The sequence below is a fragment of the Mycobacterium palustre genome, from assembly GCF_002101785.1.
Classification (GTDB): Bacteria; Actinomycetota; Actinomycetes; order Mycobacteriales; family Mycobacteriaceae; genus Mycobacterium; species Mycobacterium palustre.
This window is the reverse complement of sequence record NZ_LQPJ01000112.1, coordinates 68,576-93,132: the sequence shown is the minus strand read 5'-3', so window position 1 is coordinate 93,132 and position 24,557 is coordinate 68,576. Positions and strand designations below refer to the sequence as shown.

At 70.4% G+C, this 24,557-nt stretch carries 25 protein-coding genes; 5 read left to right on the top strand and 20 right to left on the bottom strand.

The features are described from left to right. The first annotated feature begins 75 nt into the window (after window positions 1-75). Complete coding sequence (locus AWC19_RS17595) at window positions 76-669, top strand: TetR/AcrR family transcriptional regulator (RefSeq protein WP_085079327.1); 594 nt, start codon at window positions 76-78, stop codon at window positions 667-669. 17 nt (window positions 670-686) lie between these two features. Here the strand turns inward: AWC19_RS17595 and AWC19_RS17590 are convergent, their stop codons facing one another. Continuing rightward, window positions 687-1,814: a GuaB3 family IMP dehydrogenase-related protein gene (locus AWC19_RS17590; RefSeq protein WP_085079373.1), complete on the bottom strand. Its 1,128-nt coding sequence runs from the start codon at window positions 1,812-1,814 to the stop codon at window positions 687-689. Between the two features lie 14 nt (window positions 1,815-1,828). After that, window positions 1,829-3,427: an IMP dehydrogenase gene (guaB, locus tag AWC19_RS17585; protein WP_085079326.1), complete on the bottom strand. Its 1,599-nt coding sequence runs from the start codon at window positions 3,425-3,427 to the stop codon at window positions 1,829-1,831. 162 nt (window positions 3,428-3,589) lie between these two features. On the opposite strand from guaB, the gene AWC19_RS17580 reads away from it, so the two are divergent. Beyond that, window positions 3,590-4,000 carry a DUF5319 domain-containing protein gene (locus tag AWC19_RS17580; protein ID WP_085079325.1) on the top strand — a complete coding sequence of 137 codons (411 nt, stop codon included), beginning with the start codon at window positions 3,590-3,592 and terminating at the stop codon, window positions 3,998-4,000. A 26-nt stretch (window positions 4,001-4,026) separates the two neighbouring features. Here AWC19_RS17580 and AWC19_RS17575 read toward each other — a convergent pair whose 3' ends face one another. From AWC19_RS17575 to AWC19_RS17565, 3 genes are all read right to left on the bottom strand, one after another. Then, window positions 4,027-4,863 carry an anti-sigma-D factor RsdA gene (locus tag AWC19_RS17575; RefSeq protein WP_085079324.1) on the bottom strand — a complete coding sequence of 279 codons (837 nt, stop codon included), beginning with the start codon at window positions 4,861-4,863 and terminating at the stop codon, window positions 4,027-4,029. Beyond that, on the bottom strand, window positions 4,856-5,431 hold the full coding sequence (locus tag AWC19_RS17570; protein WP_085079323.1) for a sigma-70 family RNA polymerase sigma factor: 576 nt from the start codon (window positions 5,429-5,431) through the stop codon (window positions 4,856-4,858). Before AWC19_RS17570 ends, AWC19_RS17575 begins: the two co-directional genes overlap by 8 nt. Window positions 5,432-5,512: 81 nt before the next feature. Beyond that, entirely contained in the window at window positions 5,513-6,325 is an 813-nt protein-coding gene (locus AWC19_RS17565; RefSeq protein WP_085079372.1) for a hypothetical protein, read from the bottom strand. A 356-nt stretch (window positions 6,326-6,681) separates the two neighbouring features. On the opposite strand from AWC19_RS17565, the gene AWC19_RS17560 reads away from it, so the two are divergent. Then, window positions 6,682-6,990, top strand: coding sequence for a WhiB family transcriptional regulator (locus AWC19_RS17560; RefSeq protein WP_085079322.1), 309 nt, complete (start codon window positions 6,682-6,684; stop codon window positions 6,988-6,990). A gap of 129 nt (window positions 6,991-7,119) precedes the next feature. Here the strand turns inward: AWC19_RS17560 and AWC19_RS17555 are convergent, their stop codons facing one another. Together AWC19_RS17555 and AWC19_RS17550 are read right to left on the bottom strand one after the other, a co-directional pair. Then, on the bottom strand, window positions 7,120-8,070 hold the full coding sequence (locus AWC19_RS17555; protein WP_085079371.1) for an LLM class F420-dependent oxidoreductase: 951 nt from the start codon (window positions 8,068-8,070) through the stop codon (window positions 7,120-7,122). Between the two features lie 160 nt (window positions 8,071-8,230). Further along, the gene (locus tag AWC19_RS17550) at window positions 8,231-8,968 is read right to left on the bottom strand and encodes a hypothetical protein (RefSeq protein WP_245849078.1); all 738 of its coding nucleotides are present in this window, start codon (window positions 8,966-8,968) and stop codon (window positions 8,231-8,233) included. Window positions 8,969-9,093: 125 nt separating this feature from the next. Here AWC19_RS17550 and AWC19_RS17545 point away from each other — a divergent pair, with 125 nt between their 5' ends. Then, complete coding sequence (locus AWC19_RS17545) at window positions 9,094-9,636, top strand: lipoprotein LpqH (RefSeq protein WP_085079321.1); 543 nt, start codon at window positions 9,094-9,096, stop codon at window positions 9,634-9,636. A 92-nt stretch (window positions 9,637-9,728) separates the two neighbouring features. Here the strand turns inward: AWC19_RS17545 and groL are convergent, their stop codons facing one another. The 10 genes from groL to AWC19_RS17495 form a co-directional block, all read right to left on the bottom strand. Next, complete coding sequence (gene groL / locus AWC19_RS17540; protein WP_085079320.1) at window positions 9,729-11,348, bottom strand: chaperonin GroEL; 1,620 nt, start codon at window positions 11,346-11,348, stop codon at window positions 9,729-9,731. An 84-nt stretch (window positions 11,349-11,432) separates the two neighbouring features. After that, the gene (gene groES, locus AWC19_RS17535; RefSeq protein WP_007167930.1) at window positions 11,433-11,735 is read right to left on the bottom strand and encodes a co-chaperone GroES; all 303 of its coding nucleotides are present in this window, start codon (window positions 11,733-11,735) and stop codon (window positions 11,433-11,435) included. A 238-nt stretch (window positions 11,736-11,973) separates the two neighbouring features. Then, the gene (gene tsaD / locus AWC19_RS17530; protein WP_085079319.1) at window positions 11,974-13,002 is read right to left on the bottom strand and encodes a tRNA (adenosine(37)-N6)-threonylcarbamoyltransferase complex transferase subunit TsaD; all 1,029 of its coding nucleotides are present in this window, start codon (window positions 13,000-13,002) and stop codon (window positions 11,974-11,976) included. Continuing rightward, window positions 12,999-13,466 (bottom strand): ribosomal protein S18-alanine N-acetyltransferase, encoded by a 468-nt coding sequence (gene rimI / locus AWC19_RS17525; RefSeq protein ID WP_085079318.1) that lies wholly within the window; start codon window positions 13,464-13,466, stop codon window positions 12,999-13,001. The genes tsaD and rimI overlap by 4 nt, the downstream gene beginning before the upstream one ends. Then, window positions 13,463-14,026 (bottom strand): tRNA (adenosine(37)-N6)-threonylcarbamoyltransferase complex dimerization subunit type 1 TsaB, encoded by a 564-nt coding sequence (gene tsaB, locus AWC19_RS17520; protein WP_245849088.1) that lies wholly within the window; start codon window positions 14,024-14,026, stop codon window positions 13,463-13,465. Before tsaB ends, rimI begins: the two co-directional genes overlap by 4 nt. 56 nt (window positions 14,027-14,082) lie before the next feature. Next, window positions 14,083-14,547 (bottom strand): tRNA (adenosine(37)-N6)-threonylcarbamoyltransferase complex ATPase subunit type 1 TsaE, encoded by a 465-nt coding sequence (tsaE, locus tag AWC19_RS17515; protein ID WP_085079316.1) that lies wholly within the window; start codon window positions 14,545-14,547, stop codon window positions 14,083-14,085. Next, window positions 14,540-15,592 (bottom strand): alpha/beta fold hydrolase, encoded by a 1,053-nt coding sequence (locus AWC19_RS17510; protein ID WP_211284943.1) that lies wholly within the window; start codon window positions 15,590-15,592, stop codon window positions 14,540-14,542. Before AWC19_RS17510 ends, tsaE begins: the two co-directional genes overlap by 8 nt. 52 nt (window positions 15,593-15,644) lie before the next feature. Then, window positions 15,645-16,820, bottom strand: coding sequence for an alanine racemase (alr, locus tag AWC19_RS17505; protein ID WP_085079369.1), 1,176 nt, complete (start codon window positions 16,818-16,820; stop codon window positions 15,645-15,647). 45 nt (window positions 16,821-16,865) lie between these two features. Then, complete coding sequence (gene gad, locus AWC19_RS17500) at window positions 16,866-18,248, bottom strand: glutamate decarboxylase (protein ID WP_085079314.1); 1,383 nt, start codon at window positions 18,246-18,248, stop codon at window positions 16,866-16,868. Between the two features lie 15 nt (window positions 18,249-18,263). Next, entirely contained in the window at window positions 18,264-19,685 is a 1,422-nt protein-coding gene (locus AWC19_RS17495; RefSeq protein ID WP_085079368.1) for an NAD(P)H-hydrate dehydratase, read from the bottom strand. Between the two features lie 73 nt (window positions 19,686-19,758). On the opposite strand from AWC19_RS17495, the gene AWC19_RS17490 reads away from it, so the two are divergent. Then, window positions 19,759-20,685 carry an SAM-dependent methyltransferase gene (locus AWC19_RS17490; protein ID WP_085079313.1) on the top strand — a complete coding sequence of 309 codons (927 nt, stop codon included), beginning with the start codon at window positions 19,759-19,761 and terminating at the stop codon, window positions 20,683-20,685. Window positions 20,686-20,712: 27 nt separating this feature from the next. Here AWC19_RS17490 and AWC19_RS17485 read toward each other — a convergent pair whose 3' ends face one another. The 3 genes from AWC19_RS17485 to glmS form a co-directional block, all read right to left on the bottom strand. After that, on the bottom strand, window positions 20,713-21,420 hold the full coding sequence (locus tag AWC19_RS17485; RefSeq protein ID WP_245849076.1) for a rhomboid-like protein: 708 nt from the start codon (window positions 21,418-21,420) through the stop codon (window positions 20,713-20,715). A 45-nt stretch (window positions 21,421-21,465) separates the two neighbouring features. Beyond that, a complete protein-coding gene (locus tag AWC19_RS17480) occupies window positions 21,466-22,305 on the bottom strand; it encodes a DUF4436 domain-containing protein (RefSeq protein ID WP_085079312.1) in 840 nt (279 codons plus the stop codon). A gap of 115 nt (window positions 22,306-22,420) precedes the next feature. Then, on the bottom strand, window positions 22,421-24,307 hold the full coding sequence (gene glmS, locus AWC19_RS17475) for a glutamine--fructose-6-phosphate transaminase (isomerizing) (protein WP_085079311.1): 1,887 nt from the start codon (window positions 24,305-24,307) through the stop codon (window positions 22,421-22,423). Window positions 24,308-24,557 lie beyond the last annotated feature (250 nt).

Below are 24,557 nucleotides of genomic sequence, written 5' to 3'. Positions count from 1 at the left end.
CACTCCGGCACGAACCCCGAATGTAGCCAGAGACAACAATGATGTCAATGACAACATTGCTGTAGTCTGCGGGGCATGGTCGACGGCAGATACCACCACGGCGCCCTGCGAGCGGCACTGCTCGAGCAGGCGGAACGCACGCTGCGGGTATCCGGCGTCAACGGTCTGTCGCTGCGGGAGCTGGCTCGCGCGGTGGGCGTGAGTCACGCCGCTCCGCGGCGGCATTTCGAGGACAAGGCCGCGCTGTTGGACGCCCTGGTGGCCGACGGTTTCGAGCGGCTCGGCCACGCCTTGGCGCAGGCGGCCGAACCCGACGGCCGTGACTTCGTCACCATGGTGAACGACGTCGCGGTGGCCTACGTTCGCTTCGCCACCGGCCATCCCTCGTTGGTCGACCTGATGTCCCAACGCAGGTATTTGGCCGACGCCCCCGACGAGCTGAAACGGACCCGCGACGCGAGCTTCGCGCCCGTCGCGCGACTCGTCGAGACCGGCCAAGCCACCGGTGAGCTGATCGCCGGGGATCCCGAGCGCATCGGGACGGTGCTTTTCGCCACGCTGCACGGCATCGCGACGATGGGCAACAACAGGATGATCGAGCCGCTCGACGACACGCTGATCTACGACGCGGTCGACGCACTTTTGCACGGCCTGGCGCGACGCGAATGACCGGCCGCGGCCGGCTTTCAGCTGCCGACCGTGAGCCCGACCTTCTGGAACTCCTTGAGGTCGCAGTAGCCGGCCTTGGCCATCGACCGGCGCAGGCCGCCGACCAGGTTCAGGCTGCCGAACGGGTCGTCGGACGGGCCGCCCAGCACGCGCGCCAGCGGCTGGCGCTCGCCGACGGCGATCTGCAGCAGGGCGCCGCGCGGCAACGACGGGTGCGCCGCGGCCGCCGGCCAGAACCACCCGCCGCCCAGGGCCTCGGCGGCCTCGGCCAGCGGCGTGCCCAGCACCACCGCGTCGGCGCCGCAGGCGATGGCCTTGGCCAGCTCGCCGGAGGTGTGGATGTCGCCGTCGGCCAGCACGTGCACGTAGCGGCCGCCGGTCTCGTCGAGGTATTCGCGGCGCGCGGCGGCGGCGTCGGCGATCGCGGTGGCCATCGGCACGCTGATGCCCAGCACCTCGTCGCTGGTGGTCACGCCGCGCGTCGAGCCGTAGCCGACGATGACGCCCGCGGCGCCGGTGCGCATCAGGTGCAGCGCGGTGCGGTGGTCGAGCACCCCGCCGGCGACCACCGGGACGTCGAGCTCGGAGATGAAGGTTTTCAGGTTCAGCGGCTCGCCGTCGTTCGCCACCCGCTCCGCGGAGACGATGGTGCCCTGGATGACCAGCAGGTCGATGCCGGCCTGCAGCAGCACCGGCGTGAGCGCCTGCGCGTTTTGCGGGCTGACGCGCACCGCGGTGGTCACCCCCGCCTCGCGGATGCGGGCCACCGCCGACCCCAGCAGGTCGGGGTCCAACGGCGCGGCGTGCAGCTCCTGCAGCAGCCGGATCGCCGCGGAGGGTTCGGGCTCCTTCTCGGCGGCCTCGATCAGCTGGGCGATCTTGGCCTCCACGTCGGCGTGCCGGCCGATGAGCCCCTCGCCATTGAGCACGCCCAGCCCGCCGAGGCGGCCGAGCTCGATGGCGAATTCCGGCGACACCAGGGCATCGGTCGGGTGCGCGATCACCGGGATCTCAAACCGGTAGGCGTCGAGTTGCCACGCCGTCGAGACGTCCTGCGACGAGCGGGTGCGCCGCGACGGCACGATGCTGATTTCGCTGAGTTCGTAAGTGCGACGGGCGACCCGGCCCATCCCGATCTCGACCATGGCCAGTTCGCTGTTCACCGCGCGTAGTAGTTGGGCGCTTCGACGGTCATGGCGACGTCGTGGGGGTGGCTTTCCTTGAGGCCGGCCGGCGTGATCCGGACGAACTGCGCCTGCTGCAGCACCTCGATGCTGGGCGAGCCGGTGTAGCCCATGGCGGCCCGCAGCCCGCCGGTGAGCTGGTGGATCACCGACGACAGCGGCCCCCGGAACGGCACCCGGCCCTCGATGCCCTCGGGCACCAGCTTGTCCTCGGAGAGCGCGTCGTCGGCGAAGTAGCGGTCCTTGGAGTAGGACTTGCCGCCGGCGCGGCCCTGCATCGCGCCCAGCGAACCCATGCCCCGGTAGCTCTTGAACTGTTTGCCGTTGACGAAGATCAGCTCGCCGGGCGCCTCCGCGGTGCCGGCCAGCAGCGAGCCGAGCATGGCGGTCGACGCGCCGGCCGCCAGCGCCTTGGCGATGTCGCCGGAGTACTGCAGGCCCCCGTCGGCGATCACCGGCACGCCCGCGGGCGCGCACGCCGCGACGGCCTCCAAAATCGCCGTGATCTGAGGGGCGCCGACGCCGGCCACGACGCGGGTGGTGCAGATGGACCCCGGCCCCACGCCGACCTTCACCGCGTCGGCCCCCGCGTCGACGAGCGCGGCGGCCGCGGCCCGGGTGGCGACGTTGCCGCCGATCACCTCGACGCGGTCGCCGACCTCGGCCTTGAGCTTGCCGACCATGTCGAGCACCAGCCGGTTGTGCGCGTGCGCGGTGTCGACCACCAGCACGTCCACCCCGGCGTCGACCAGCATCATCGCCCGCACCCAGGCGTCCCCGCCCACGCCGACGGCGGCGCCGACCAGCAGCCGGCCGTCGCTGTCCTTGGTGGCCAGCGGGTGCTGTTCGGTCTTGACGAAGTCCTTGACGGTGATGAGCCCGGTCAGCCGGCCGTGGCCGTCGACCACCGGCAGCTTCTCGATCTTGTGGCGCCGCAACAGGCCCAGCGCCGCGTCGGCGCTGACGCCCTCCTGGGCGGTGATCAGCGGGGCCTTGGTCATCACCTCGGCGACCTGCTTGGTCTGGTCCACCTCGAAGCGCATGTCGCGGTTGGTGATGATGCCGACCAGCGCGCCGGCGTCGTCGACCACCGGCAGCCCGGAGATCCGGAACCGCGCGCACAGCGCGTCGACCTGGGCCAGCGTGTTGTCCGGGCGGCAGGTGACCGGGTCGGTGACCATGCCGGCCTCCGAGCGCTTGACCATCTCGACCTGCCCGGCCTGTTCGGCGACGGGCAGGTTGCGGTGCAGCACGCCCATGCCGCCGGCCCGGGCCATCGCGATGGCCATCCGCGACTCGGTCACGGTGTCCATGGCCGAGCTGACCAGCGGCACCTTGAGCCTGATCTTTCGGGTGAGCTGGCTTGAGGTGTCGGCGGTGGCGGGCACCACGTCGGAGGCCGCCGGCAGCAGCAAGACGTCGTCGAAGGTGAGCCCCAGCATCGCGATCTTGTACGGGTTGTCGCCCCCGGTGGGCACCGGGTCGTCGGTCAGGCCCCGGATGTGCGGGTCGCGCACGTACGCACTGGCGACCAGGGCGGAGCTGTCTTCTAGGTCGGACGTGCCACGGGACATCGGTGGGACCCTCCATACGAATGCGGAGTGAGAAGCCCATCCTATCGGCTCGGCGGGGCCCCGGACCCGCTTGCTCGGGCGTGCCGCCCGGCGCACCCGATACGGACTGCGCGGATCGTCGCCTGCTGGCGCTATGACGGCCCGCTTGCGTAGGCTAGGGGCGTGCGCGACCACCTCCCACCGGGTTTGCCGCCCGACCCCTTCGCCGACGACCCATGCGATCCGTCGGCTGCGCTGGAAGCCGTCGAGCCGGGACAACCGCTCGACCAGCAGGAGCGGATGGCGGTCGAGGCCGACCTGGCCGACCTGGCCGTCTACGAGGCCCTGTTGGCGCACAAGGGGATTCGCGGACTGGTGGTGTGCTGTGACGAGTGCCAGCAGGACCACTACCACGACTGGGACATGTTGCGGGCCAACCTGCTACAGCTGCTCATCGACGGGACCGTTCGCCCGCACGAGCCGGCCTACGACCCCGAACCCGATTCCTACGTCACGTGGGATTACTGCCGCGGCTACGCCGACGCCTCGCTCAACGAAGCCACGTCGGACGCCGATTTCCACCACCGCCACTGAACGGCCCGCAGGCCGGCCCGCGCGCGTCAGGGCGTGTCGTCGGGTGCCTGCGTCGACGGCGTGGTCGTGTGCCCGTGGTGGTGGTGCCGGCCCGAGGACGGGCTCGTCGTCGTGGTGGTCGCCGAGGGGCCCGATGACGGCGTCACGGACGGACTCGCGGACGGGGGCGTCGTGGCCGCCGCGCTCGACGGCTTGGCGGAAGGCGTGGTCGAGGGCGGCGTGGTCGAGGCGGCCGGGGCGCTCGGCGCCCTCGTGGCCGACGGCGGCAGCGTCGCGTTCGGGTTGCGCGATTCCACCCGGGTGTTGAGCAGGTTGACCTCGTTCATCAGGTCGTGCCTGCTGGCCCCGTCGTTCATGGATTGCACGGTGCTGCTGACCTCGGCCAGCTGATTTTGGGCCTGGGCCCATTGGCCCTGGTCGATCATTTGCTGGACCTTTGCCAAATCGGCCTTGGCCGACAGCTCGATCTGGCTGTCGTTGACCCGCGGCTGGTCGAAGAACATCGCGTGCAGGCCGTAGAGGGTGTCGCCGGGGCGGGCCTCGACCACCATGGCACCGAACCCGCTGAGCACCAGCAGGGTCGCGGCGACCGACCCGACCGTCGCCAGGCCGCGGCGGGCGCGGCGGCGCTCGGCCAGCCCGGCGCGCAGCGCCTCCACGGCCTCTTCGGGCGACACCAGCGCGCTGGCCGGTGGCCACCGCAGGTCGTCGCGCCAGTCGCCCATCAAAACGGCCAGCGCGTCGTCGTTGGGGTCGTCGAGGTCGACCGGGCGGCGCTCGGCGAGCGCGTCGAGGAGCAGATCGGTGCGCGCCAACTCGTCGAGGGCCGGTTGGTCGGGCATCGCGTAACCGAACTCAGGCATAGTCACCTGCCGCGACGATCTCGGACTTGAGCCGCGACAGCGCCCGGTGCTGGGCGACCCGGACGGCGCCCGTGGTGCTGCCGACGGCGGCGGCGGTCTCCTCGGCCGACAGGCCGACGACCACCCGCAGGATCAGGATCTCGCGCTGCTTGGCGGGCAGGATCTCGAGCAACTCGTTCATCCGGCTGACCGAATCGGCCTCGATCGCCCGCTGCTCCGGACCCGCGTCGGGCGACCAGCGCTCGGGGATCGTTTCGGAGGGGTAGGCGAGGTCGCGGCCCGCGGCCCGATGGGCGTCGGCGACCTTGTGGGCCGCGATGCCGTACAGGAAGGCCAGAAAAGGGCGGCCCCGCTCCCGGTACCGCGGCAGCGCGGTGATGGTGGCCAAGCACACCTCCTGAGCTACGTCGTCTGCCGACAGGCCACCCCGATCGACCGTGCCGACCCGCGCCCGGCAATATCGCACGACGATCGGACGGATGGTCTCCAGCACCTCCCGTAGTGCGTTCCTGTCCCCCGCCACGGCCTCCGCAACGACAGCGTCGAGACGCTCCCCTTGAATTGTCATCGACGGCGGTAGCTCCAACGTTACGAATGGGACACATCGCGGGCTAACTAACCAAATGACAATAACGGTCGGAGGGCCGTTTCAAGCGGAACGCCACGCGCCCCCGGCGCGCCGCACCTGGCCTGCGCAGACATCCCGAATTTCGTGCAGCTTCCGTGCCGAAAACGTGTCGCTTTCGATATCGATCAGCAAGCACGCCAGCGCCCACCGAAGCGGTATCAGGTTCAGCTCTTCTGTGGCCCGCAGCGCGGCGTCCGCGACGACGCGGGCGCGTTCGACGCTGCCGGCGCTGCACAGCGCGGCGGCCAGCACCACGTCGCTCTTGACGCGGTGCCGCACCGACGCCGGGGCCATGGTTGCGGCGAGATCGACCGCCGCCTCCGCGTGGCGCACGGCGGTTCGGCCGTCGCCGGAGGCCATCGCCAGCTCGGCGGCCACCCACCCGCGGCGCACCGGCAGGCGATCCGGCACGGCGCCGGGCGTCGGGTCCGCCCGCGCCAACAGCGTTGCCGCCGCGGCGAAGCGGCCGACGCCCAGCGCGTCGGCCGCCAGACCGATCAGCGCGTCGGCGCGGGCCTCGGGGTGGTCACCGGCCAGCGCCAGCGCGCGCCCGTCCCAGCCGCGGGCCGACGCATGCCAGCCGAGCTGGCGCAGGAACGATCCCCGCGTGCTGTGGGCCAGCGACAGCAGCGGGCCCGCCGCGACGGCGCGCCGCAGCAACTCCAGGTCGCGGTAGGCGCTGCCGTAGCGGCCCTGGCCGCCGGCGGCGACGGCGCGCCACCACAGCTGCTGCGGCGTGGCCGCCGCCGGCAGCGGCCAGGTGCCGGGGCGGTCCCCGAAGGCGGCCGCGGCGAGCTTTTGCTCGATCGTGGAAGTGTGACCAGTTTCAATCACGGTGATGGTAGTAAACACTTCGTGCTGTTTGTGTTACCGAGCTGTTAATTATGATCGGCGGCGCGCTAATTGCTCTCGCCACTTTCCGACGGCCTGAGCTGGGAAATCACGGTTCGGTGAAGCTCCTGGTAGCACGGTTGTCGGCCGGTAAATCGGTGACAGATGAACGATGAGTTAATTCTGCTCTAACGGTTACATATTTTGCCGGGCTAAGTGGCTATTGACGGAAATTCGCGGTCGGTCCTAAGTTCTACCGTTGACGGGTAGTCATCGGTGACCCCACTCCGAAATCGGTTGCACAATCACTTCGCCAGCCCGACGCTGCGGGCGATGCCGTGCAGAGAGGGAACGATCCAATGCCACAGCCGGAGCAGCTACCTGGACCCAACGCCGACATCTGGAACTGGCAACTGCAAGGCCTGTGCCGCGGCGTCGACTCTTCGATGTTCTTCCACCCCGACGGGGAGCGGGGCCGCGCCCGCATGCAACGCGAGCAGCGGGCCAAGGAGATGTGCCGCCAGTGCCCGGTCATCCAGGAATGCCGTTCCCACGCGCTGGAAGTCGGTGAGCCGTACGGCGTTTGGGGTGGCCTGTCGGAGTCCGAGCGCGACCTCCTCCTGAAGGGCGACATCGGCCGCGGGCGCGGCATCCGCCGGTCGGCCTGACCGCGAGCGATTTGAGCCATCCCACTCGCCGCACGTGTGCTCCCCGTCGACTGGGCGACAAGGCGAGCGCATCACCCGCCCGCGCCGCTCCACGATCAACAGGCTGCGTGCGAGGACGCGCGGCTCTGCTCAGTGCGCCGTGACCCGATTACCCGACTGCGCGTCGACCAGTGGCTTGAGGGCCTCCCCTACCGCTGTGATGACACCGGGCGTGTAGCGATGCGTCGGCAGGTTGACGATCACGCCGTCGATGCCCGCGCCGAGCACCCGGCGCTGAATCTCGTCGGCCACCTGCTGGGGCGTGCCCGCGATGGCGCGGCCGCCCTGAGCCTCGCCGATGTTGCTGGGGGCGCCGTAGCCGTCGAGCACGATCGTCAACAGGGCGCTGGTTTCCAAAGTTGCCGGGTTCCTGTCGATTTCGGCGCAGCGCTGCCGCAGCACGCTGAGCTTGCCGGGCAGCTGGTCGATGTCGGCGATGATGTTGAGGTGGTCGGCGTAGCGGGCGGCCAGCCGGAACGTCTTCTTTTCGCCGCTCCCGCCGAGCATGACCGGAATGTGGTCCCGATACCGCGGCTCGTTGATCGCGCCCTCGGTGTGATACCACTTGCCGGACAAGCTGGGTCGCTCGCCGTGCAGCATCGGGACGACGATCTGCAGCGCCTCCTCGAGCTTTTCGAACCGCTCGGTGAACGTGCCGAACTCGAAGCCCAGTTGCCGGTGCTCCAGCTCGAACCATCCCGCCCCGATGCCGAGGATCGCGCGCCCCGCGCTGACGACGTCCAGCGTCGTGATCTCCTTGGCGAGCAGGGTCGGGTTGCGATAGGTGTTGCCGGTCACCAACGTCGACAGCTGCACCCGCTCGACCGACGTGGCCAGGGCGCCCAGCGCGGTGTAGGCCTCCAGCATGGGTTCGTCGGGCTCACCGAGCCCCGGCAGTTGGTAGAAGTGGTCCATCAGCAGGACGGTGTCGAACCCCGCGGCCTCGGCCTCTCGGGCCTGAGCCTGGACGGCGGGGAACAGTTCGGCAACCGGTGTGCCGTAGGAGAAGTTGGGAATCTGCAATCCGAGGCGAATAGTCACGCATTGTTGCAACGCCGTCGGGCGCCGTTCGCATTCCGGGGGTCGGCCGTCGATCACAGGCCATCGCGACACGTCGACGTCTGCGACGACACGCCGAGGTGAGTGTGCGTGATTTATGTCTGGACGCAGGCGGCCCCGGCGGCGAAGCACCCCATGGGTGTCACCGATGCGCGAATTCGGCGAGCTTGGCACTCACCGCCGCGGCATCGGGTTCCGCGTATGTCTTCCGATCGCGTTTGTTGACCCACACATAGAACGGGCAGCTGGTCGTGGGACCGTCGACCGTTCCCAGTTGTTCGATGTGCTTGCCGGTCCGCGCCTCGCGGAGTTCGATGTCGTACTGCACGGCGTAGTAGTCGATGCCGACGTGTTCGCCGGCGTCCGTCTTCATGTCGCAGGTGCGGGACTTCACCTCGGTACCGGATTTACGGGTAAGGCAGGCAACGACATTCGTGGACTGGAGGTCGTCGGTGTTCATCCGGTAATCGGCACCGGCATCGAGTGTCACCGCGCGCCAGTGGACACCTGTGATTTCGCGCATCGGGTCCGGCTCGTCGTCCGGGGCGAACGCCGCGATCTTGTACGGCTTGCCGTACGCGGCGGCGTTGCTGATCGACCCGCCATCGCACACGACGTCGAAGTCCCCCGGGGAGGCGGCTTTCCGGCTTTCGCCGCGCCCGTCGCGGGCCATGTCCTGCACCACGAAGAACCCGACCAACGCCACCGGTACGAGAACGATCATCGCCGCCACCGAAAGCAGAACTATCAGCGCGACATTGGTCTTGCGCGGCGCGCGAGCCGGCGCTGGAACCGGCGGCGGGTACGTCGCGGGCCATTGCGGCGGGTACTGCTGCGGGTACCGCGGCGGCTGCGGTGGCCACTGCTGCGGATAGCTCACGCTCGTGCCCCCCTCATGGTGTAGCCAGCTTAACAATCGCCGCGGGCGGGCTAGTACGTCTTTTGATTGCCAAGATCAACCGCGGACGGAAACCCGCGGCTGAGCCACGAAAACCCCCCGGCCAGATGACCGAGGCCGTGGTCGTCCTCCTCAGCCGACTTCTCGACAGCGGCCGTCTCGGCGGTGCAGGACGTACAGCCCAAGCATTATTTCGTTGTCCGGCAGTCACTCACGTCTTGGGTGTGTTGAATGACAATTCCGACGGCCATCGGAGCGGAGCAGTGCAACGACTGGCGGTGTTGTTGATTTCGGCGGCCAGCCTGTCATGGGTGGCTGGTTGCTCGACCGTGCCGGGCGATGACGTCAGCCTCGTAATCGGGGACAAGAAGCAGGACGTTCGGGGTGCGATTTCGTGTAGTTCTCACGCCGGCGGTGACGTCATCACGGTGGGAGACTTGCCCGCGGGCATCGACGTCCGCCTCGCGCCGGGAGGTTCCGGCGTGAGGGACATAGATCTGGGTAACTCGACCGGAAAGTCGCTCGTCGCACGCGACGCGAAGGTCTCCGAACACGACGGCATGTATGAAATCACCGGCGAGGCGGTCCCAGAGGACACGAAGGACTCGAGTCCACCGAAACCCTTCCAGCTCAACGTCAAATGTCGGTAAGTTCCATCAGCTCGCGCGCCGTGTTCCAACGAAACGAATGACCCCCCGTGAAAGACGTGGGGTCATTCGTTTCGGTGCGTTTCTAGCGCCACTCAGTGGTGATGGTGATGCCCGTGCCCGTGGTCGTCATCCTCGTTGGCGGGCTTGTCGACGACGGCCGTCTCAGTGGTGAGCAGCATCCGGGCCACCGACGCCGCGTTGACGACGGCCGAGCGGGTCACCTTGACCGGGTCGATGACGCCGTCGGCGAGCAGGTCGCCGTAGCTGAGCGTCTCGGCGTTCAGGCCCTGCCCGGCGGGCAGCTCGCCGACCTTGTTGACCGTGACCGCGCCGTCCAGCCCGGCGTTGGTGGCGATCCAGTACAGCGGTGCGCCCAACGCCTCGGAGAACACGTCGACGCCCAGGGCCTCGTCGCCGCTGACCGAGGACCGCAGCTCCTGCAGCGCCTTGCGGGCGTGAACGAGCGCCGACCCGCCGCCGGGCACGATGCCCTCCTCGACGGCGGCCTTGGCCGCCGCGACGGCGTCCTCGACGCTTTCCTTGCGCTCCTTGAGCGCGGTCTCGGTGGCGGCCCCCACCTTGATGACGGCCACGCCGCCGGCCAGCTTGGCCAGCCGCTCCTGCAGCTTCTCGCGATCCCAGTCCGAGTCGGTCTTCTCGATCTCGGCGCGCAGCTGCTTGATGCGCGCCTGGACCGCGTCCTTGGAGCCGCCGCCGTCGACGATGATGGTGTCGTCCTTGCTGACCACCACGCGGCGGGCCGAGCCCAGCACGTCGGTGCCGACCTCGCGCAGCAGCAGCCCGGCGTCGGGGTTGATCACCTGACCGCCGGTGACCACCGCGAGGTCCTCGAGGAACGCCTTGCGCCGGTCACCGAAGAACGGCGCCTTGACCGCGACGGCCTTCAGCGTCTTGCGGATCGAGTTGACGACCAGCGTCGCCAGGGCCTCGCCCTCGACGTCCTCGGCGATGATCAACAGCGGCTTGCCGGATTCGGCGACCTTCTCCAGCATCGGCAGCAGGTCCGGCAGCGAGCTGATCTTCTCCTGGTGCAACAGGATCAGCGGCTCGTCGAGCACCGCCTCCTGCGAGTCGAAGTCCGTCACGAAATACGCCGACAGGAAGCCCTTGTCGAAGCCGACGCCCTCGGTGAACTCCAGCTCGGTGTTCAGCGTCGACGACTCCTCGACGCTGACGACGCCGTCGGCGCCGACCTTGGTCATCGCCTCGCCGACCAGCTCGCCGATCTGCGGGTCGCGCGAGGAGACCGTCGCCACCTGGGCGATGGCGTCCTTGCCCGACACCGGGGTGGCCGCCGCGAGCAGGGCCTCCGACACCGCGTCGCCGGCCTTGCCGATCCCGACGCCCAGCGCGATCGGGTTCGCGCCGGCCGCGACCATCCGCAGGCCGTCCTTGACCAGCGCCTGCGCCAGCACGGTCGCGGTGGTGGTGCCGTCGCCGGCGACGTCGTTGGTCTTGGTGGCCACCGACTTGACCAGTTGGGCACCGAGGTTTTCGAACGGGTCTTCCAGGTCGATCTCGCGCGCGACGGTGACGCCGTCGTTGGTCACGGCGGGTCCGCCGAATGCCTTGGCCAGCACCACGTGCCGACCGCGCGGCCCCAGCGTCACCCGGACCGCGTCGGCTAGCTTGTTGACGCCGGCCTCCATGGCGCGGCGGGCGGTTTCGTCGTACTCAATAACTTTGCTCATCAGGTTCCCTCACCGGCTACGAACGCATGCCGCCCCGGAAATCACCCGCGTAGCAACGCAGGGATCGCCGGGGCGGGACGCGAGTTACTTGGATACGACGGCCAGCACGTCGCGTGCCGACAAAATCAGGTATTCCTCGCCGTTGTACTTGATCTCGGTGCCGCCGTACTTGCTGTAGATGACGGTGTCACCCTCCGACACGTCGAGCGGAATACGCTTCTCGCCGTCCTCGTCCCACCGGCCGGGGCCGACTGCCACGACGGTGCCTTCCTGCGGCTTCTCCTTGGCGGTGTCAGGAATGACCAGACCGGACGCGGTCGTGGTCTCGGCCTCGTTGGCCTGCACGAGGATCTTGTCCTCGAGTGGCTTGATGTTCACCTTCGCCACGATTGGAGCCCTCCAGTAATTGGTAGCGGGTCCGGGAATCCGGACCGGGGTTGGGCGGCCGGTCCGAGCGTGCCCCGAACCGTCCGATTTATCAGGTGATCGGCATTCGTTCGTGCCCTCGCGCCGTCGTCGCGGGTGCCGGCACAGGGGATCGTCCGATTGCCACCTAGCACTCTATACAGGAGAGTGCTAGCACTCAAGGGCGGCCCGCTGCTTCCCGCGTGTTCGCCCAAAGCGATCACGCCACCTGGCCTTTTAGCACCGGCAGGCCGGGATCGCTGGGGACGTCCAGCGGCGACGGCGCGGCCCCGGCGGCCAGCAGGTGCGCGGCGAACGCGGCGATCATCGCGCCGTTGTCGATGCACAGCCGCGGCCGCGGGATCCGCAGCGTCAGGCCCGCCTCGGCGCAGCGCTGCGTGGCCAGCTCGCGCAGCCGCGAGTTGGCGGCCACTCCCCCGGCGATCAGCAGGGTCTGGACGCCGACGTCCGTCGCGGCGCGCACCGCCTTCTTGGTCAACACATCGGCGACCGCCTCCTGGAAGCCGGCGGCGACGTCGGCGCTCGCGGCGTCCGGATGGCTTTCCACGTAGCGCGCGACGGCGGTCTTCAGCCCCGAGAAGCTGAAGGCGTACGGGTCGTCGGCGGGGCCGGTCATACCGCGCGGGAACGCCGGGATCTCCGCGGCGTCGCGATCGCAGGCGCGGGCCAGGTCGTCGAGCGCCTTGCCGCCCGGGTAGCCCAGCCCCAGCAGCCGCGCCACCTTGTCGTAGGCCTCGCCGGCGGCGTCGTCGACGGTGCTTCCCAGCTCGACGATCGGTTCGCCCAGCGACCGCACGTGCAGCAGGTGGGTGTGCCCGCCGGACACCAGCAGCGCCACGCACTCGGGCAGCGGCCCGTGCTCGTAGACGTCGGCGGCCAGGTGCCCGCCCAGGTGGTTGACGGCGTAGAACGGCACCCCCCACGCCGCGGCATACGCCTTGGCCGCGGCCACCCCCACCAACAGCGCGCCGGCCAGCCCGGGCCCGATGGTGGCGGCGACGACGTCGGGTTTCGTCACGCCGGCCGCCGCCAGGGCGCGGCGCATAGTGGGGCCGAGGGCCTCCAAATGCGCGCGGGAGGCGATCTCGGGAACCACCCCACCGAAGCGGACGTGTTCGTCGACGCTGGAGGCCACCTCGTCGGCCAGCAGGGTCACGGTGCCGCCGTCGAGGCGCGCGATGCCGACTCCCGTTTCGTCGCAAGAGGTTTCGATGGCCAAGACGATCACGTGGGCTCCCGTCGCATCGTGTACGCGTCGGCGCCGCTGACCCGGTAGTAGCGGCGGCGCAAGCCGATCCGCTCGAAACCCGAGCTGCGGTACAGCGCGATGGCGGCCTCGTTGTCGGTGCGGACCTCCAGGTAGACGGCGCCGCCGTCGGCGAAGGCCAGCAGGTCGTCGAGCAACCGGCGGCCGATCCCCCGGCCCTGGTAGGCCGGGTCGACGCCGATGGTGTGCACCTCGTATTCGAACGGGGGCGTGCGGCCCAGCCGGGAGATGCCGGCGTAGCCGACCAGCGTGTCGCCGGCGCGCGCGGCGACGTAGTGGTTGTGCTTGCTGGCCAGTTCCCGGTTGAACGCCACCGCGGGCCAGGGGTCGTCCCCGGGGAACAGCACCGCCTCGAGCTCGGCGCACCGCTTGGCGTCGGCGGGGGTCAACGCGCCGATGGTCACGGGCTCGCTGCAGGCGGTCATCGCCGCGCCGCCAGCGGCTTGGCGTCGGGGCGGCGCAGGTACAGCGCGACCAGCGGCGGTGGGTCGCACGACCAGTCCGCCACGGCCGCGGCCAGGCCGGCCGGGGTGGGCCGCTCGGGCCCGGCCAGCGGCAGGCCGAACAGGGCGGCGTGTTCTTGTGAGCCGGCGACCGCGCGCGCCGGCCCGGGGTCGACGTCGGCGGGCGCGTTGACGGCGGGGCCGTGGGTGCGGGCGCCGTCGCGGTAGCGGGCCCAGTAGACCTCGCGGCGGCGGGCGTCGGTGACCACCAGGACGTCGCCGGTGGTCCGCACGCCGATGGCGTCGAGGCTGCACACCCCGTGCACCGGGATGCCCAGCGCGTGCCCGTACGCGGCGGCGGTCGCCATCCCGGCGCGCAGGCCGGTGAACGGGCCGGGGCCGCAGCCCACCACGACGGCGTCCAGGTCGGCCATCGTCAGCGCCGCGTCGTCGAGGGCGGCCAGCGCGTTGGGCGTGAGCCGCTCGGCGTGCGCGCGGGCGTCGTGGGTGACGCGCTCGGCCAGGACCGCCAGCCCGGGCATGCGGACGACGCCCGCCGTGACGGCCGGGGTAGAGGTGTCGAGGGCGAGCACGAGCGTCACGGGCCGCCCCAATTCCAGGTCGCGATCCGCACGTCGGAGTGGCTGACGCGTTCGAGCCGGACGTCCAGATGCCGCTCGGCGAGCCGTTCGGCCAGGCCCTCGCCCCACTCGACCACCACGACCGCGTCGTCGAGATCGGTGTCCAGGTCGAGCGAGTCGAGTTCGCCGAGTAGGTCGGCGCCGTCGCGGTCCAGCAGCCGGTACATGTCGACGTGGATCATCGCAGGCGCGCCACCGCGGCGCGGCGGGTGCACCCGCGCCAGCACGTACGACGGCGACGTGACGGGGCCGTCGACGTCCATCGCGGCGGCAATCCCCTTGGCCAGCACGGTCTTTCCCGCGCCCAGGGGCCCGGAGAGCACCACCACGTCGCCCGCCTTCAGCTCGCGCCCGAGCCGCTGCCCGAGCGCGATGGTGTCCTCGACGCGCTCCAGCGTGGCCGTGCCGCCCCTGTCATCCATTCCGCCGCAACCGTTCCCGCAGGCGCCGGTATCGCAGCGCCCACTTGCCCGGAACGGCGCGGCGCACCAGCCGCACCAGGCCGTCGTTGATGGCCTCGGGCTTGTCCAGCAGCGCGAGGTGGCTGGCCCCGTCGACGATCACCAGCTCGGATCGCGGCAGCGACTCGGCCATCTTCCGCGAGTATTCGTCCGGGGTGAGCAGGTCGTGGTCGCCGCATGCGATCAGGGTCGGGACCTTCAGCAACGTCCACAGCCCGGCCGTCTCGTCGTGTTTTTCCAGCGCCTCCAAAAAGCCGACCATGGTGGCGATCGGGGTGCCGTTCATCATCCGCTGCGAGAAGGCGTCGAGACTCCGGCTGACCTGCAGGTCGCTGTAGGAGGCCGCCCGCAGGATCGGGCCGATCAGCGACCGCGACACGTTGCGGCCGCGGTGCATCAGCCTGGGCGCCGAGCGCGCGGTGAACCGAAAGGCTTCCAGCGCAGGGTTTTTCAGGATCTCGCCGAGCGGCGACCGGGTGACGCCCTCGGCGGCCGAGGAGATGATCGCCGCGCCGACGATCCGGCCGCCGTACTGGTCGGGGAACTGGCGGGCGTGCGACAGCACCGTCATGCCGCCCATCGAGTGGCCGACGAGCACGATCACCCCCCGGGGCGCGACCTTTTTCAGCACGCTCTCCAGGTCCTGGCCCAGCTGGGTCAGCGTGTAGGTCTCCGGCGCGCCTTCGCCGGAGCGCCCGTGCCCGCGCTGGTCGTAGAACACCATCCGCACCCCCGGGCCCAGCCGGTCCGGAAGCCGGGTGCGCTGAAAGTGGAAGGCTCCCATCCGTAGACAGAATCCGTGGACGAAGACCATGGTCACATCGGCGTCCACGGGACCCGCCTCGCGCACGGCCAGCGGCACACCGTCCGGGGTGATCACCACGTAGCTGCGGTCGCGGTCCAGCGTGTCGAAATCCTCGTCGGCGTAAGGGTCCTGGAACGCGGTGGCGCGCTGGGTCATCGACCGGGCGACGGAGGCTCCGACGATGGTCGCCACGGCGCTCAGCCCGGCGCCTCCCGCAAGCCAAGCCCGTTCCCTCTGGCGCCCGCGGGTTCTGTCAGGGCCCAACGCCTTCGGCCTCCCGGTAGGTCCTGGTGACCCGGCCCCTGGGGCTGGTCACGACTTCGTAGTGGATGGTGCCCAGCAGGTCGGCCCAGTCCTGCGCGGTGGGTTCCCCGCCGGTACCGGGCCCGAACAGGATGGCCTCGTCGCCCTCGGCCACGTCGACCGGGTCGGGCCCCAGGTCGACGACGAACTGGTCCATGCAGATCCGCCCGACACCGGGCCGCCGCCGGCCGTTGATCAGCACGTCCAGCCGCCCGCCCAGCGACCGGAACACCCCGTCGGCGTAGCCGATCGGCAGCAGCGCCACGTTGGTGTCGCGCTCGGCGATCCAGGTGTGCCCGTACGACACGCCCTCACCCGCGCGGACCGGCTTGACCAGCGCCACAGCGCATTTCACCGTCATCGCCGGTATCAGGCCCATGTCGCCGCGCTGCGGCACCGGGCTCAGGCCGTACACCGCGATGCCCGGCCGCACCAGGTCGAAGGCGAGATCGGGACGCGACATCGTGGTCGACGAGTTCGCCAGGTGCGCCACCTCGAACCGCAGCCCCTCGTCGCGCGCCCGGGCCAGCGCCTCGGAAAACCGTTGCGCCTGAAGGTTGTTGACGGGGCTCTCGGGTTGGTCGGCGTGCACCATGTGCGACATCAGGCCCCGCAGCCTGATGGCGCCGTCGGCGACGGCGGCGCGCAGCGCGGAAAGCATCGCCGGGTAGTGCGCCGGGGCCACCCCGTTGCGGTTCAGCCCGGTGTCGACCTTGACCGTGACCGTCGCCGTGCGGCCGGTGCGGCGCGCCGCGTCGGCCACCTCGTCGAGCTGGCGCACCGAGGACACGCCGAGCTCCACGCCGGCCAGCAGCGCCGGCGCGAAGTCGAGGCCGGGCGGGTGCAGCCAGGCCAGCACCGGCGCGGTGATCCCGTCGGCGCGCAACGCCAGCGCCTCGTCGACGGTGGCCACACCCAGCTCGGCCGCCCCGGCGGCCAGCGCCGTGCGGGCCACCGCGGTGGCCCCGTGCCCGTAGCCGTCGGCCTTGACGACGGCCATCACCTGCGCGGCGCCGGCGTGCTCGCGCAGCAGCCGCACGTTGTGCGCGATCGCACCCAGGTCCACGACGGCCTCGGCGAGGACCCCGGGCGACAGGGATGTCGGCGTAACGGCGCGCCCTTGCATGGCCGCCATTGTCCCAGAAGCGCGCCACGCGCCGGCGCCGCGCGGCTAGTGCGCGAAGTGCTGGGCGTCGTAATGGCCGCCCGGCTTGACCTTGTCCAGCGACGCCAGCGCCGAGGCGACGTCGTCGTGCAGCGCCCGCGCCAGGTCGGCGGACAGGCCTTCGCGCACCACGATGCGCAGCACCGAGACGTTGGTGGCGTTGTCGGGCATGGTGTAGGCCGGCACCTGCCAGCCGTAGGTCCGCAGCTCGTGCGAGACGTCGAACTCGGTGTAGCCGCACTTTTTGGCCAGCCGGAACGCCACCACCGGGATCGCCGACCCGTCGGAGATCAGCTCGCAGTGGTCGCTGACGCGCAGCTGCTCGGCCAGCCAGCGCGCCGTCCCCGACAGCGCCTGCATGACCTTCGTGTAGCCGTCGCGGCCCAGCCGCAGGAAGTTGTAGTACTGGCCGACCACCTGGTTGCCCGGGCGGGAGAAGTTCAGCGTGACGGTCGGCATGTCACCGCCGAGGTAGTTGACCCGGAACACCAGCTCGTCGGGCAGGTGCTCCTTGCTGCGCCACACCACGAAACCGACGCCGGGGTAGGTCAGCCCGTACTTGTGGCCGCTGACGTTGATGGACACCACCCGGGGCAGCCGGAAGTCCCACCTGAGCTCGGGGTGCAAAAACGGCACCACGAACCCGCCGCTGGCCGCGTCGACGTGCACCGGGACGTCCACCCCGCCCCCCGCGGCCAGCTTGTCCAGCGCGCCGCAGATATCGGCGACGGGTTCCAGCTCGCCGGTGTAGGTGGTGCCCAGGATCGCCACCACGCCGATGGTGTCCTCGTCGACGGCGTCGACGACCTGTTCGGGCGTGATGACGTAGCGGCCCTCCTCCATCGGCAGGTAGCGCGGCTCGACGTCGAAGTAGCGGCAGAACTTCTCCCACACCACCTGGACGTTGGAGCCCATCACCAGGTTGGGCCGGCGGGCCTCCCAGCCCTTCCCGACTTTCGCCCGCCACCGCCACTTCATCGCCAGCCCGCCCAGCATGACCGCCTCGCTCGAGCCGATCGTCGACACCCCGCAGGCGCTGTAGGGGTCGGCGTCGTTGAGGCCCTCGGCGTGGAACAGGTCGGCCACCATGCACACGCAGCGCTGCTCGATGGCCGCGGTCGCCGGGTATTCGTCCTTGTCGATCATGTTCTTGTCGAAGGTCTCGGCCATCAGCTTGCCGGCCTCGGGGTCCATCCACGTCGTGACGAAGGTGGCCAGGTTCAGCCGCGAGCTGCCGTCGAGCATCAGCTCGTCGTGGATGAAGCGGTACGCGGCCTCCGGGTCCATCGATTCGTCGGGCATCCGCAGCGCGGGCACCGGCGCGGTGAACAGCCGGCCGGTGTAGGCGGGGGCGATCGAGTGCGCCGGCAGGGACGGATGTTGGGGCACGAGCGGTTCCTTTCGCTAGAGGGCGGCCAGGGCGGCCCGGACGTGCGGGACCATCCGCGACGACGACGTCGGCGCCTCGCCGGGGCCCGGGTCGGCCGCCGACAGGGCCGCCGCACGGGCATGCACGAAGGCCGCGGCCGCGGCCGCCTCGGCGGGCGGCAGGCCCGCCGCCAGCAGCGCGCCGATCATCCCGGACAGCACGTCGCCCGAGCCGGCGGTGGCCGCCCACGACTGCCCGGCCGGGTTGAGGTAGACCGGGCCGCCGGGGTCGGCGATGACCGTGACGTTGCCCTTGAGCAACACCGTGGCGCCGAACGTGTCGGCCAGCTTGCGGCAGGCGCCGACGCGGTCGTCGCCGGGCGGGTTACCCGCCAGCCGCGCGTATTCGCCCGCGTGCGGGGTCAGCACCGTCGGGGCGGTGCGGTTGGCCACCAGCTCGGGGTGGGCCGCCAGGATGGTCAGGCCGTCGGCGTCGACGATCACCGGCAGGTCGGTCTCCAGGGCGAACCACAGCGCCGCGGCCCCGGCGTCGTCGGTGCCCAGCCCGGGGCCGACGACCCAGGCCTGCACCCGCCCGGCCGTCGCCGGGGTGGGCGAGGCGATCACCTCGGGCCACTGCGCCAGGACCTCCTTGTGCGCGCTGCCGGCGTAGCGGACCATGCCGGAGGTCGCCGCGACGGCGGCACCGGTGCACAGCACCGCGGCGCCCGGATACGTCGACGAGCCGGCCATCACCCCGGTCACGCCCTGGGTGTACTTGTCGTCGTGGGGGCCGGGCACGGGCCAGCGCGCGGCGACGTCGGCGGCCTCGAAACCCAGCATGTCGGTGTCCGGCAGGTCCAGCCCGATGTCGATCAGCTCGACGCGGCCGCAGTCGCCCAGCGCATGCACGGGCTTGAGCCCGCCGAACGTGACGGTCAGCGCGGCGTGCACGGCGGGGCCGCTGACCGCGCCGGTCGCCGGGTCGACGCCGCTGGGAATGTCGACGGCGACGACCGGGATCCCCTGCGCCTCGACCGCGTCGAACACCTCGGCCGCCGCGGGCCGCAGCGGCCCCGAGCCGGAGATGCCCACCACCCCATCGATGACGAGATCGGTTGTGGCGCAGACGCTTTCGACGATACGGCCGCCGGCTTTCAGCAGCGCGGCCAGCCCCTTGCGGTGGGCGCGTTCCGGGTTGAGCAGCACGGCGTCGGCGGCCGCGCCGCGGCGGCGCAGGAACGTCGCGGCCCACAGCGCGTCGCCGCCGTTGTCGCCGGAGCCGACGACCGCGCAGACCCGGCGGCCGGCGACCCCGCCGGTGCGCGCGGTCAGCTCGCCGGCGATTCGGGTGGCCAGCCCGAAGGCCGCGCGCCGCATCAGGGCACCGTCGGGCAGGCTGGCCAGCAGCGGCGCCTCGGCGTCGCGGATCGCGTCTACGGAGTAGTAATGCCGCATCGAGGCAAGCATTCCATGCCGGGGCGTATCCTCGCGCACGGCTCGGACGAAACGGCGGACATGGGGGGCACCGATGGCTCGGACGGACGACGACACCTGGGACCTGGCGAGCAGCGTGGGCGCCACCGCCACCGGGGTCGCGCTGGGGCGCGCGCTGGCCAGTCGCGGCGAGAACCCGGTGATCGACGACCCGTTCGCCGAGCCGCTGGTGCGCGCGGTCGGCGTGGACTTCTTCACCCGGCTCGCCTGCGGCGAGCTGGATCCCGCGACGGTCGACGACAACGGCGACTTTTCGATGGTGCGGATGGTGGCCATGATGGGCCTGCGCACCCGCTTTTTCGACGACTTCTTCATGGCCGCGGCCGAGGCCGGCGTCCGGCAGGCGGTGATTCTGGCGTCGGGTCTGGATGCCCGCGCCTACCGGCTGCCCTGGCCGGCGGGGACCACCGTGTTCGAGATCGACCAGGCCCGGGTTCTCGAGTTCAAGGCCGCGGCCCTGGCCGATCTGGGCGCCGCGCCGACGGCCCAGCGGCGGGCGGTCCCGGTCGACCTTCGCCACGACTGGCCGGCGGCGCTGCGCGCGGCGGGCCTGGATCCCGACAAGCCCACCGCGTGGAGCGCCGAGGGCCTGCTGCCGTTCCTTCCGCCCGACGCGCAGGATCGGTTGCTGGACAACATCTCTGCGTTGAGCCCGCCGGGAAGCCAGCTGGCCACCGAGAACATGCGCGGCGGCAGCGATTCGGTGCAGGCGATGGCCGACCGCATGCGTGAGGTCACCGAGCAGTGGCGCCGGCACGGCTTCGACGTCCAGATGAGCGACCTGTGGTATGCCAGCGACCGCAACGACGTCGTCGAGTACCTAAGCGGCCGCGGCTGGGCGACGTCGCCGATCGGCATCGCCGAATTGGCCGCCTCCCTTGGCCTGTCGTTGCCCGCCGCCGCCGACGGGCAGGCCCAGACCCTCACCGAGCTGCAGTACGTGACCGCCAGGCGGACCTAGCCGCCCCCCGGTCGTCGACGAGAACGTCTAGCCCTCGCGCGCGCCGATCCGCCGCACGGCGGCTCGGAACCTGGCGGGGTTCAACGGCGGATGCCTGCGCTCGCGGGCCATCGGGTAGAAGCACAGCCCGATCAAAATCGCGGCGAAGTGACCGATCGCGGTGAAGTTCAGCTCGTGGCGGTCCATGGTCAGCAGCGGGAAGGTGTAGATGACGAACAGCACGCCGAGGGAGCCCCAGCGCCAGGGCCGCGCGATGTGGTAGGCGAGCACGGCCATCACGCCGACGAGGAAGTAGCTGACGCCGATGTCGCGGGCGTGCACCAGCCGTTCGGAGGCCTCGTGGTTCTCGATCGCGTAGTAGAGGATGCCCTCGCTGAGGTAGGTGGCCAGGATGTGGGAGCTCAATCCGATGGTGAGCCAACGCAACTGGCCCAGCCAGTGCTCGGCGGGCGCCAAGAACAGCGTGAACAGCAGCAGGTAGGGCTCGAGGTTCTTGCCGTCGATCCACAACAGGCTGGAGAACAGCACGTCGAGCGGATCGGTGCCCAGCGCGTGGATGTTGGTGGAACGGTGCAGCAGCACGGTGTGCAGTTGCCGGCCGGGAAGTTGGTTCTGGATGATCGTCGTGATCATCAGCGCGAACAGCCAGCTGTAGGTCAGCGGCGCGCCGGTGACGAATTGCAGCGCCGAAAGCCAGATGCTCCGCAGGCGTTTTCGCACCGACGTGTTCACCACGATGTCAACTTTTGCACGCCCGGCGTTGCGCCGGTGCAGCGTCGCCTACGGCGCGGCCGGTACCGGCTCGGGTTTTAGGTGGCGCCACCAGCAAACGATGTAGATCAGCATCGCGTTCACCAGGGCGACGATCACCCACAAGGTGATGGTCACATCGATCCACGAGCCGATCGGCGGCGTGTCGGGCAGGGCGTTGCGCAGCGGCATCACCGCGAACAGCATGGCCGCATACCACGTCGTCATGGGGGGCTGGAACTTCCGCCGGTCACGGAGCGTCTGGACGGCGACGACGAGACCGATCGCGGCGACGGCGATCAGCATGGCGACGATGACGGCGGCGAAGGCGGCCGTGCTCAACGACCGGTGCACCTCGATCCGGTAGGGGGCGGGCGGATCCGTTTTGGCGCCGGCTGGTACGCCCACCTTCCAGCCCGGCAGGCGGTCGACGAACGCGACCGACACCCGTTGCGGCACTTGGCTGGTGCCGCGGAAGAGATCGACGGTGATCGGGCCCGTGCGGTAGTGGTCGAACGGGTAGTCCGACGAGTCACCCGCGATCGGCAGCGGCACGGCAAAGACGCCCGGCACCGTGCCCTTGGCCCAGCTGCGCCGGCTGGGCGTCACCGCGGAGTGGACCGCGACGGTGAGATCGTCCCGCAGGCCGCCGGTCAGCGGGTCCAGCAAGTCGGATCCGGGCGAGACGGTGACGTTGCCGTTCAGCACGCCCCGCACCGCCTGCAACTCCTGGAGGTCGATGGTCACGGTGGTTCCGTCCGCCGTCGGCCGGCCCTGCGTGACCTGCAGGGGGCACCCACAGCCGGATCTGGCATAGAGCCCGACCGTGATGGCGTAGGTGACGACGAAGAGCGCCACCAGGCCGATCATCAACAGCCGTCGAAACCTTTTGCCCTGAGCGGACGAACGATTCGACGACACCGCGCCCCTAGTCGGTCACTGCCATCAATTGACGGCCCGGAACATTGTAAGCGGTTAGGCCCGGTTATTCGACGGTGACGGATTTGGCCAGGTTGCGCGGCTTGTCGACGTCGTAGCCGCGGGCCTGCGCGACCGAGGCGGCGAACACCTGAAGCGGGATGGTCGACAGCAGAGGCTGCAAAAGGGTTGACACCGAAGGGATTTCGATCAGGTGGTCGGCGTAGGGCCGCACCGTGTCGTCGCCCTCCTCGGCGATCACGATCGTCACCGCGCCGCGGGTCTGGATCTCGCGGATGTTGGACAGCAGCTTGGCGTGCAGCGTGGCCGAGCCCTTGGGCGACGGCATCACGACGATGACGGGCAACCCGTCCTCGATCAGCGCGATGGGGCCGTGCTTGAGCTCGCCGGCCGCGAAGCCCTCGGCGTGCATGTAGGCCAGTTCCTTGAGTTTGAGCGCGCCCTCCAGCGCCACCGGGTAGCCGACGTGGCGCCCGAGGAACAGCACGGTCGACGACGGGGCGAACTGGCGCGCCAGGGCGGCCACCGGCTCGATCGTCGACAGCACCCGGGCCACCAAATCCGGCATCGCTTCCAGCTCGCGGAACTCGCGCTCGACCTCGTCGGGGTATTTGGTGCCACGGGCCTGCGCCAGCGCCAGGCCGACCAGGTAGTTGGCGGCGATCTGCGCCAGGAACGTCTTGGTGGAGGCCACCCCGATTTCCGGGCCGGCGCGGGTGTAGAGCACCGCGTCGCTCTCGCGCGGGATCTGCGAGCCGTTGGTGTTGCAGATCGCCAGCACCTTCGCCTTCTGCTCCTTGGCGTGCCGCACCGCCTCGAGCGTGTCGGCGGTTTCGCCGGACTGCGAGATGGCGACCACCAGCGTGCTGCGGTCCAGCACGGGGTCGCGGTAGCGGAACTCGCTGGCCAGCTCGACCTCGACGGGCAGCCGCGTCCAGTGCTCGATGGCGTATTTGGCCAGCAGCCCGGAGTGGTAGGCGGTGCCGCAGGCGACCACGAACACCTTGTCGATCTCGCGCAGCTCCTGGTCGGAGAGGCGCTGTTCGTCCAGCACGATGCGGCCGTTGACGAAGTGCCCGAGCAGGGTGTCGGCCACCGCCGTGGGCTGCTCGGCGATCTCCTTGAGCATGAAGTACTCGTAGCCGCCCTTTTCGGCGGCGGCGAGGTCCCAGTCGATGTGGAACTCGCGGTACTCGCGCCCGGCTTGCAGGTCGTCGTTGCCGTAGAAGTCGGTGATGCGGTAGCCGTCCGCGGTGATCACCACGGCCTGGTCCTGGCCGAGTTCGACGGCCTCGCGGGTGTGCTGGATGAAAGCGGCCACGTCGGACCCGACGAACATCTCGCCGTCGCCGACCCCGACGACCAGCGGGGTGGAGCGGCGGGCCGCCACGATGGTGCCCGGCTCGTCGGCGTTGGCGAACACCAGGGTGAAGTGGCCCTCCAGCCGGCGCAGCACCGCCAGCACCGACGCGGCGAAATCGCCGGCGGTGTCCCCGTGGCGGTACGCCTGAGCCACCAGGTGCACCGCGACCTCGGTGTCGGTGTCGCTGGCGAACTCGACGCCCTGGGCCTCCAGCTCGTGGCGCAGCGCCGGGAAGTTCTCGATGATCCCGTTGTGGACGACGGCGATCTTGCCGGCGGCGTCGCGGTGCGGGTGGGCGTTGCGGTCGGTGGGACGGCCGTGCGTGGCCCAGCGGGTATGGCCGAGCCCGGTGGTGCCGCCGAGCGACCCGGGGGACGCCTCGGCTGCTTCTTTGACGGCCTCTTCCAGGTTGGCCAGCCGGCCGGCGCGGCGCCGCACGGTCAGTTTGCCGTCACCGTCGACCAGCGCGATTCCCGAGGAGTCGTAGCCGCGGTACTCCATCCGGCGCAGCGCGTCCATGACGACCTCGCAGGCCGGGCGCTGCCCGACGTAGCCGACGATCCCGCACATCCTGAACAGGGTAGTGCAGCGACCGCGCCGGAGCCGTCAGCACCGACCCGACCTGCGGGTTAACCCCCGCCGGCCCGCGCCAAGGCGACGTTGAGAATCCGCCAAGGACCCCGCGGGACGCTGTGGCATCGAAACCGACACCGGGGAGGACCGCAGCAATGGATTCACGTCGTCTTCACAAACGGCCGTCGGCGATTTCATCTGATGTATTCGCGCCGTTTTCGTTGCCTTCGGTGCGCCGGCGGGCCGC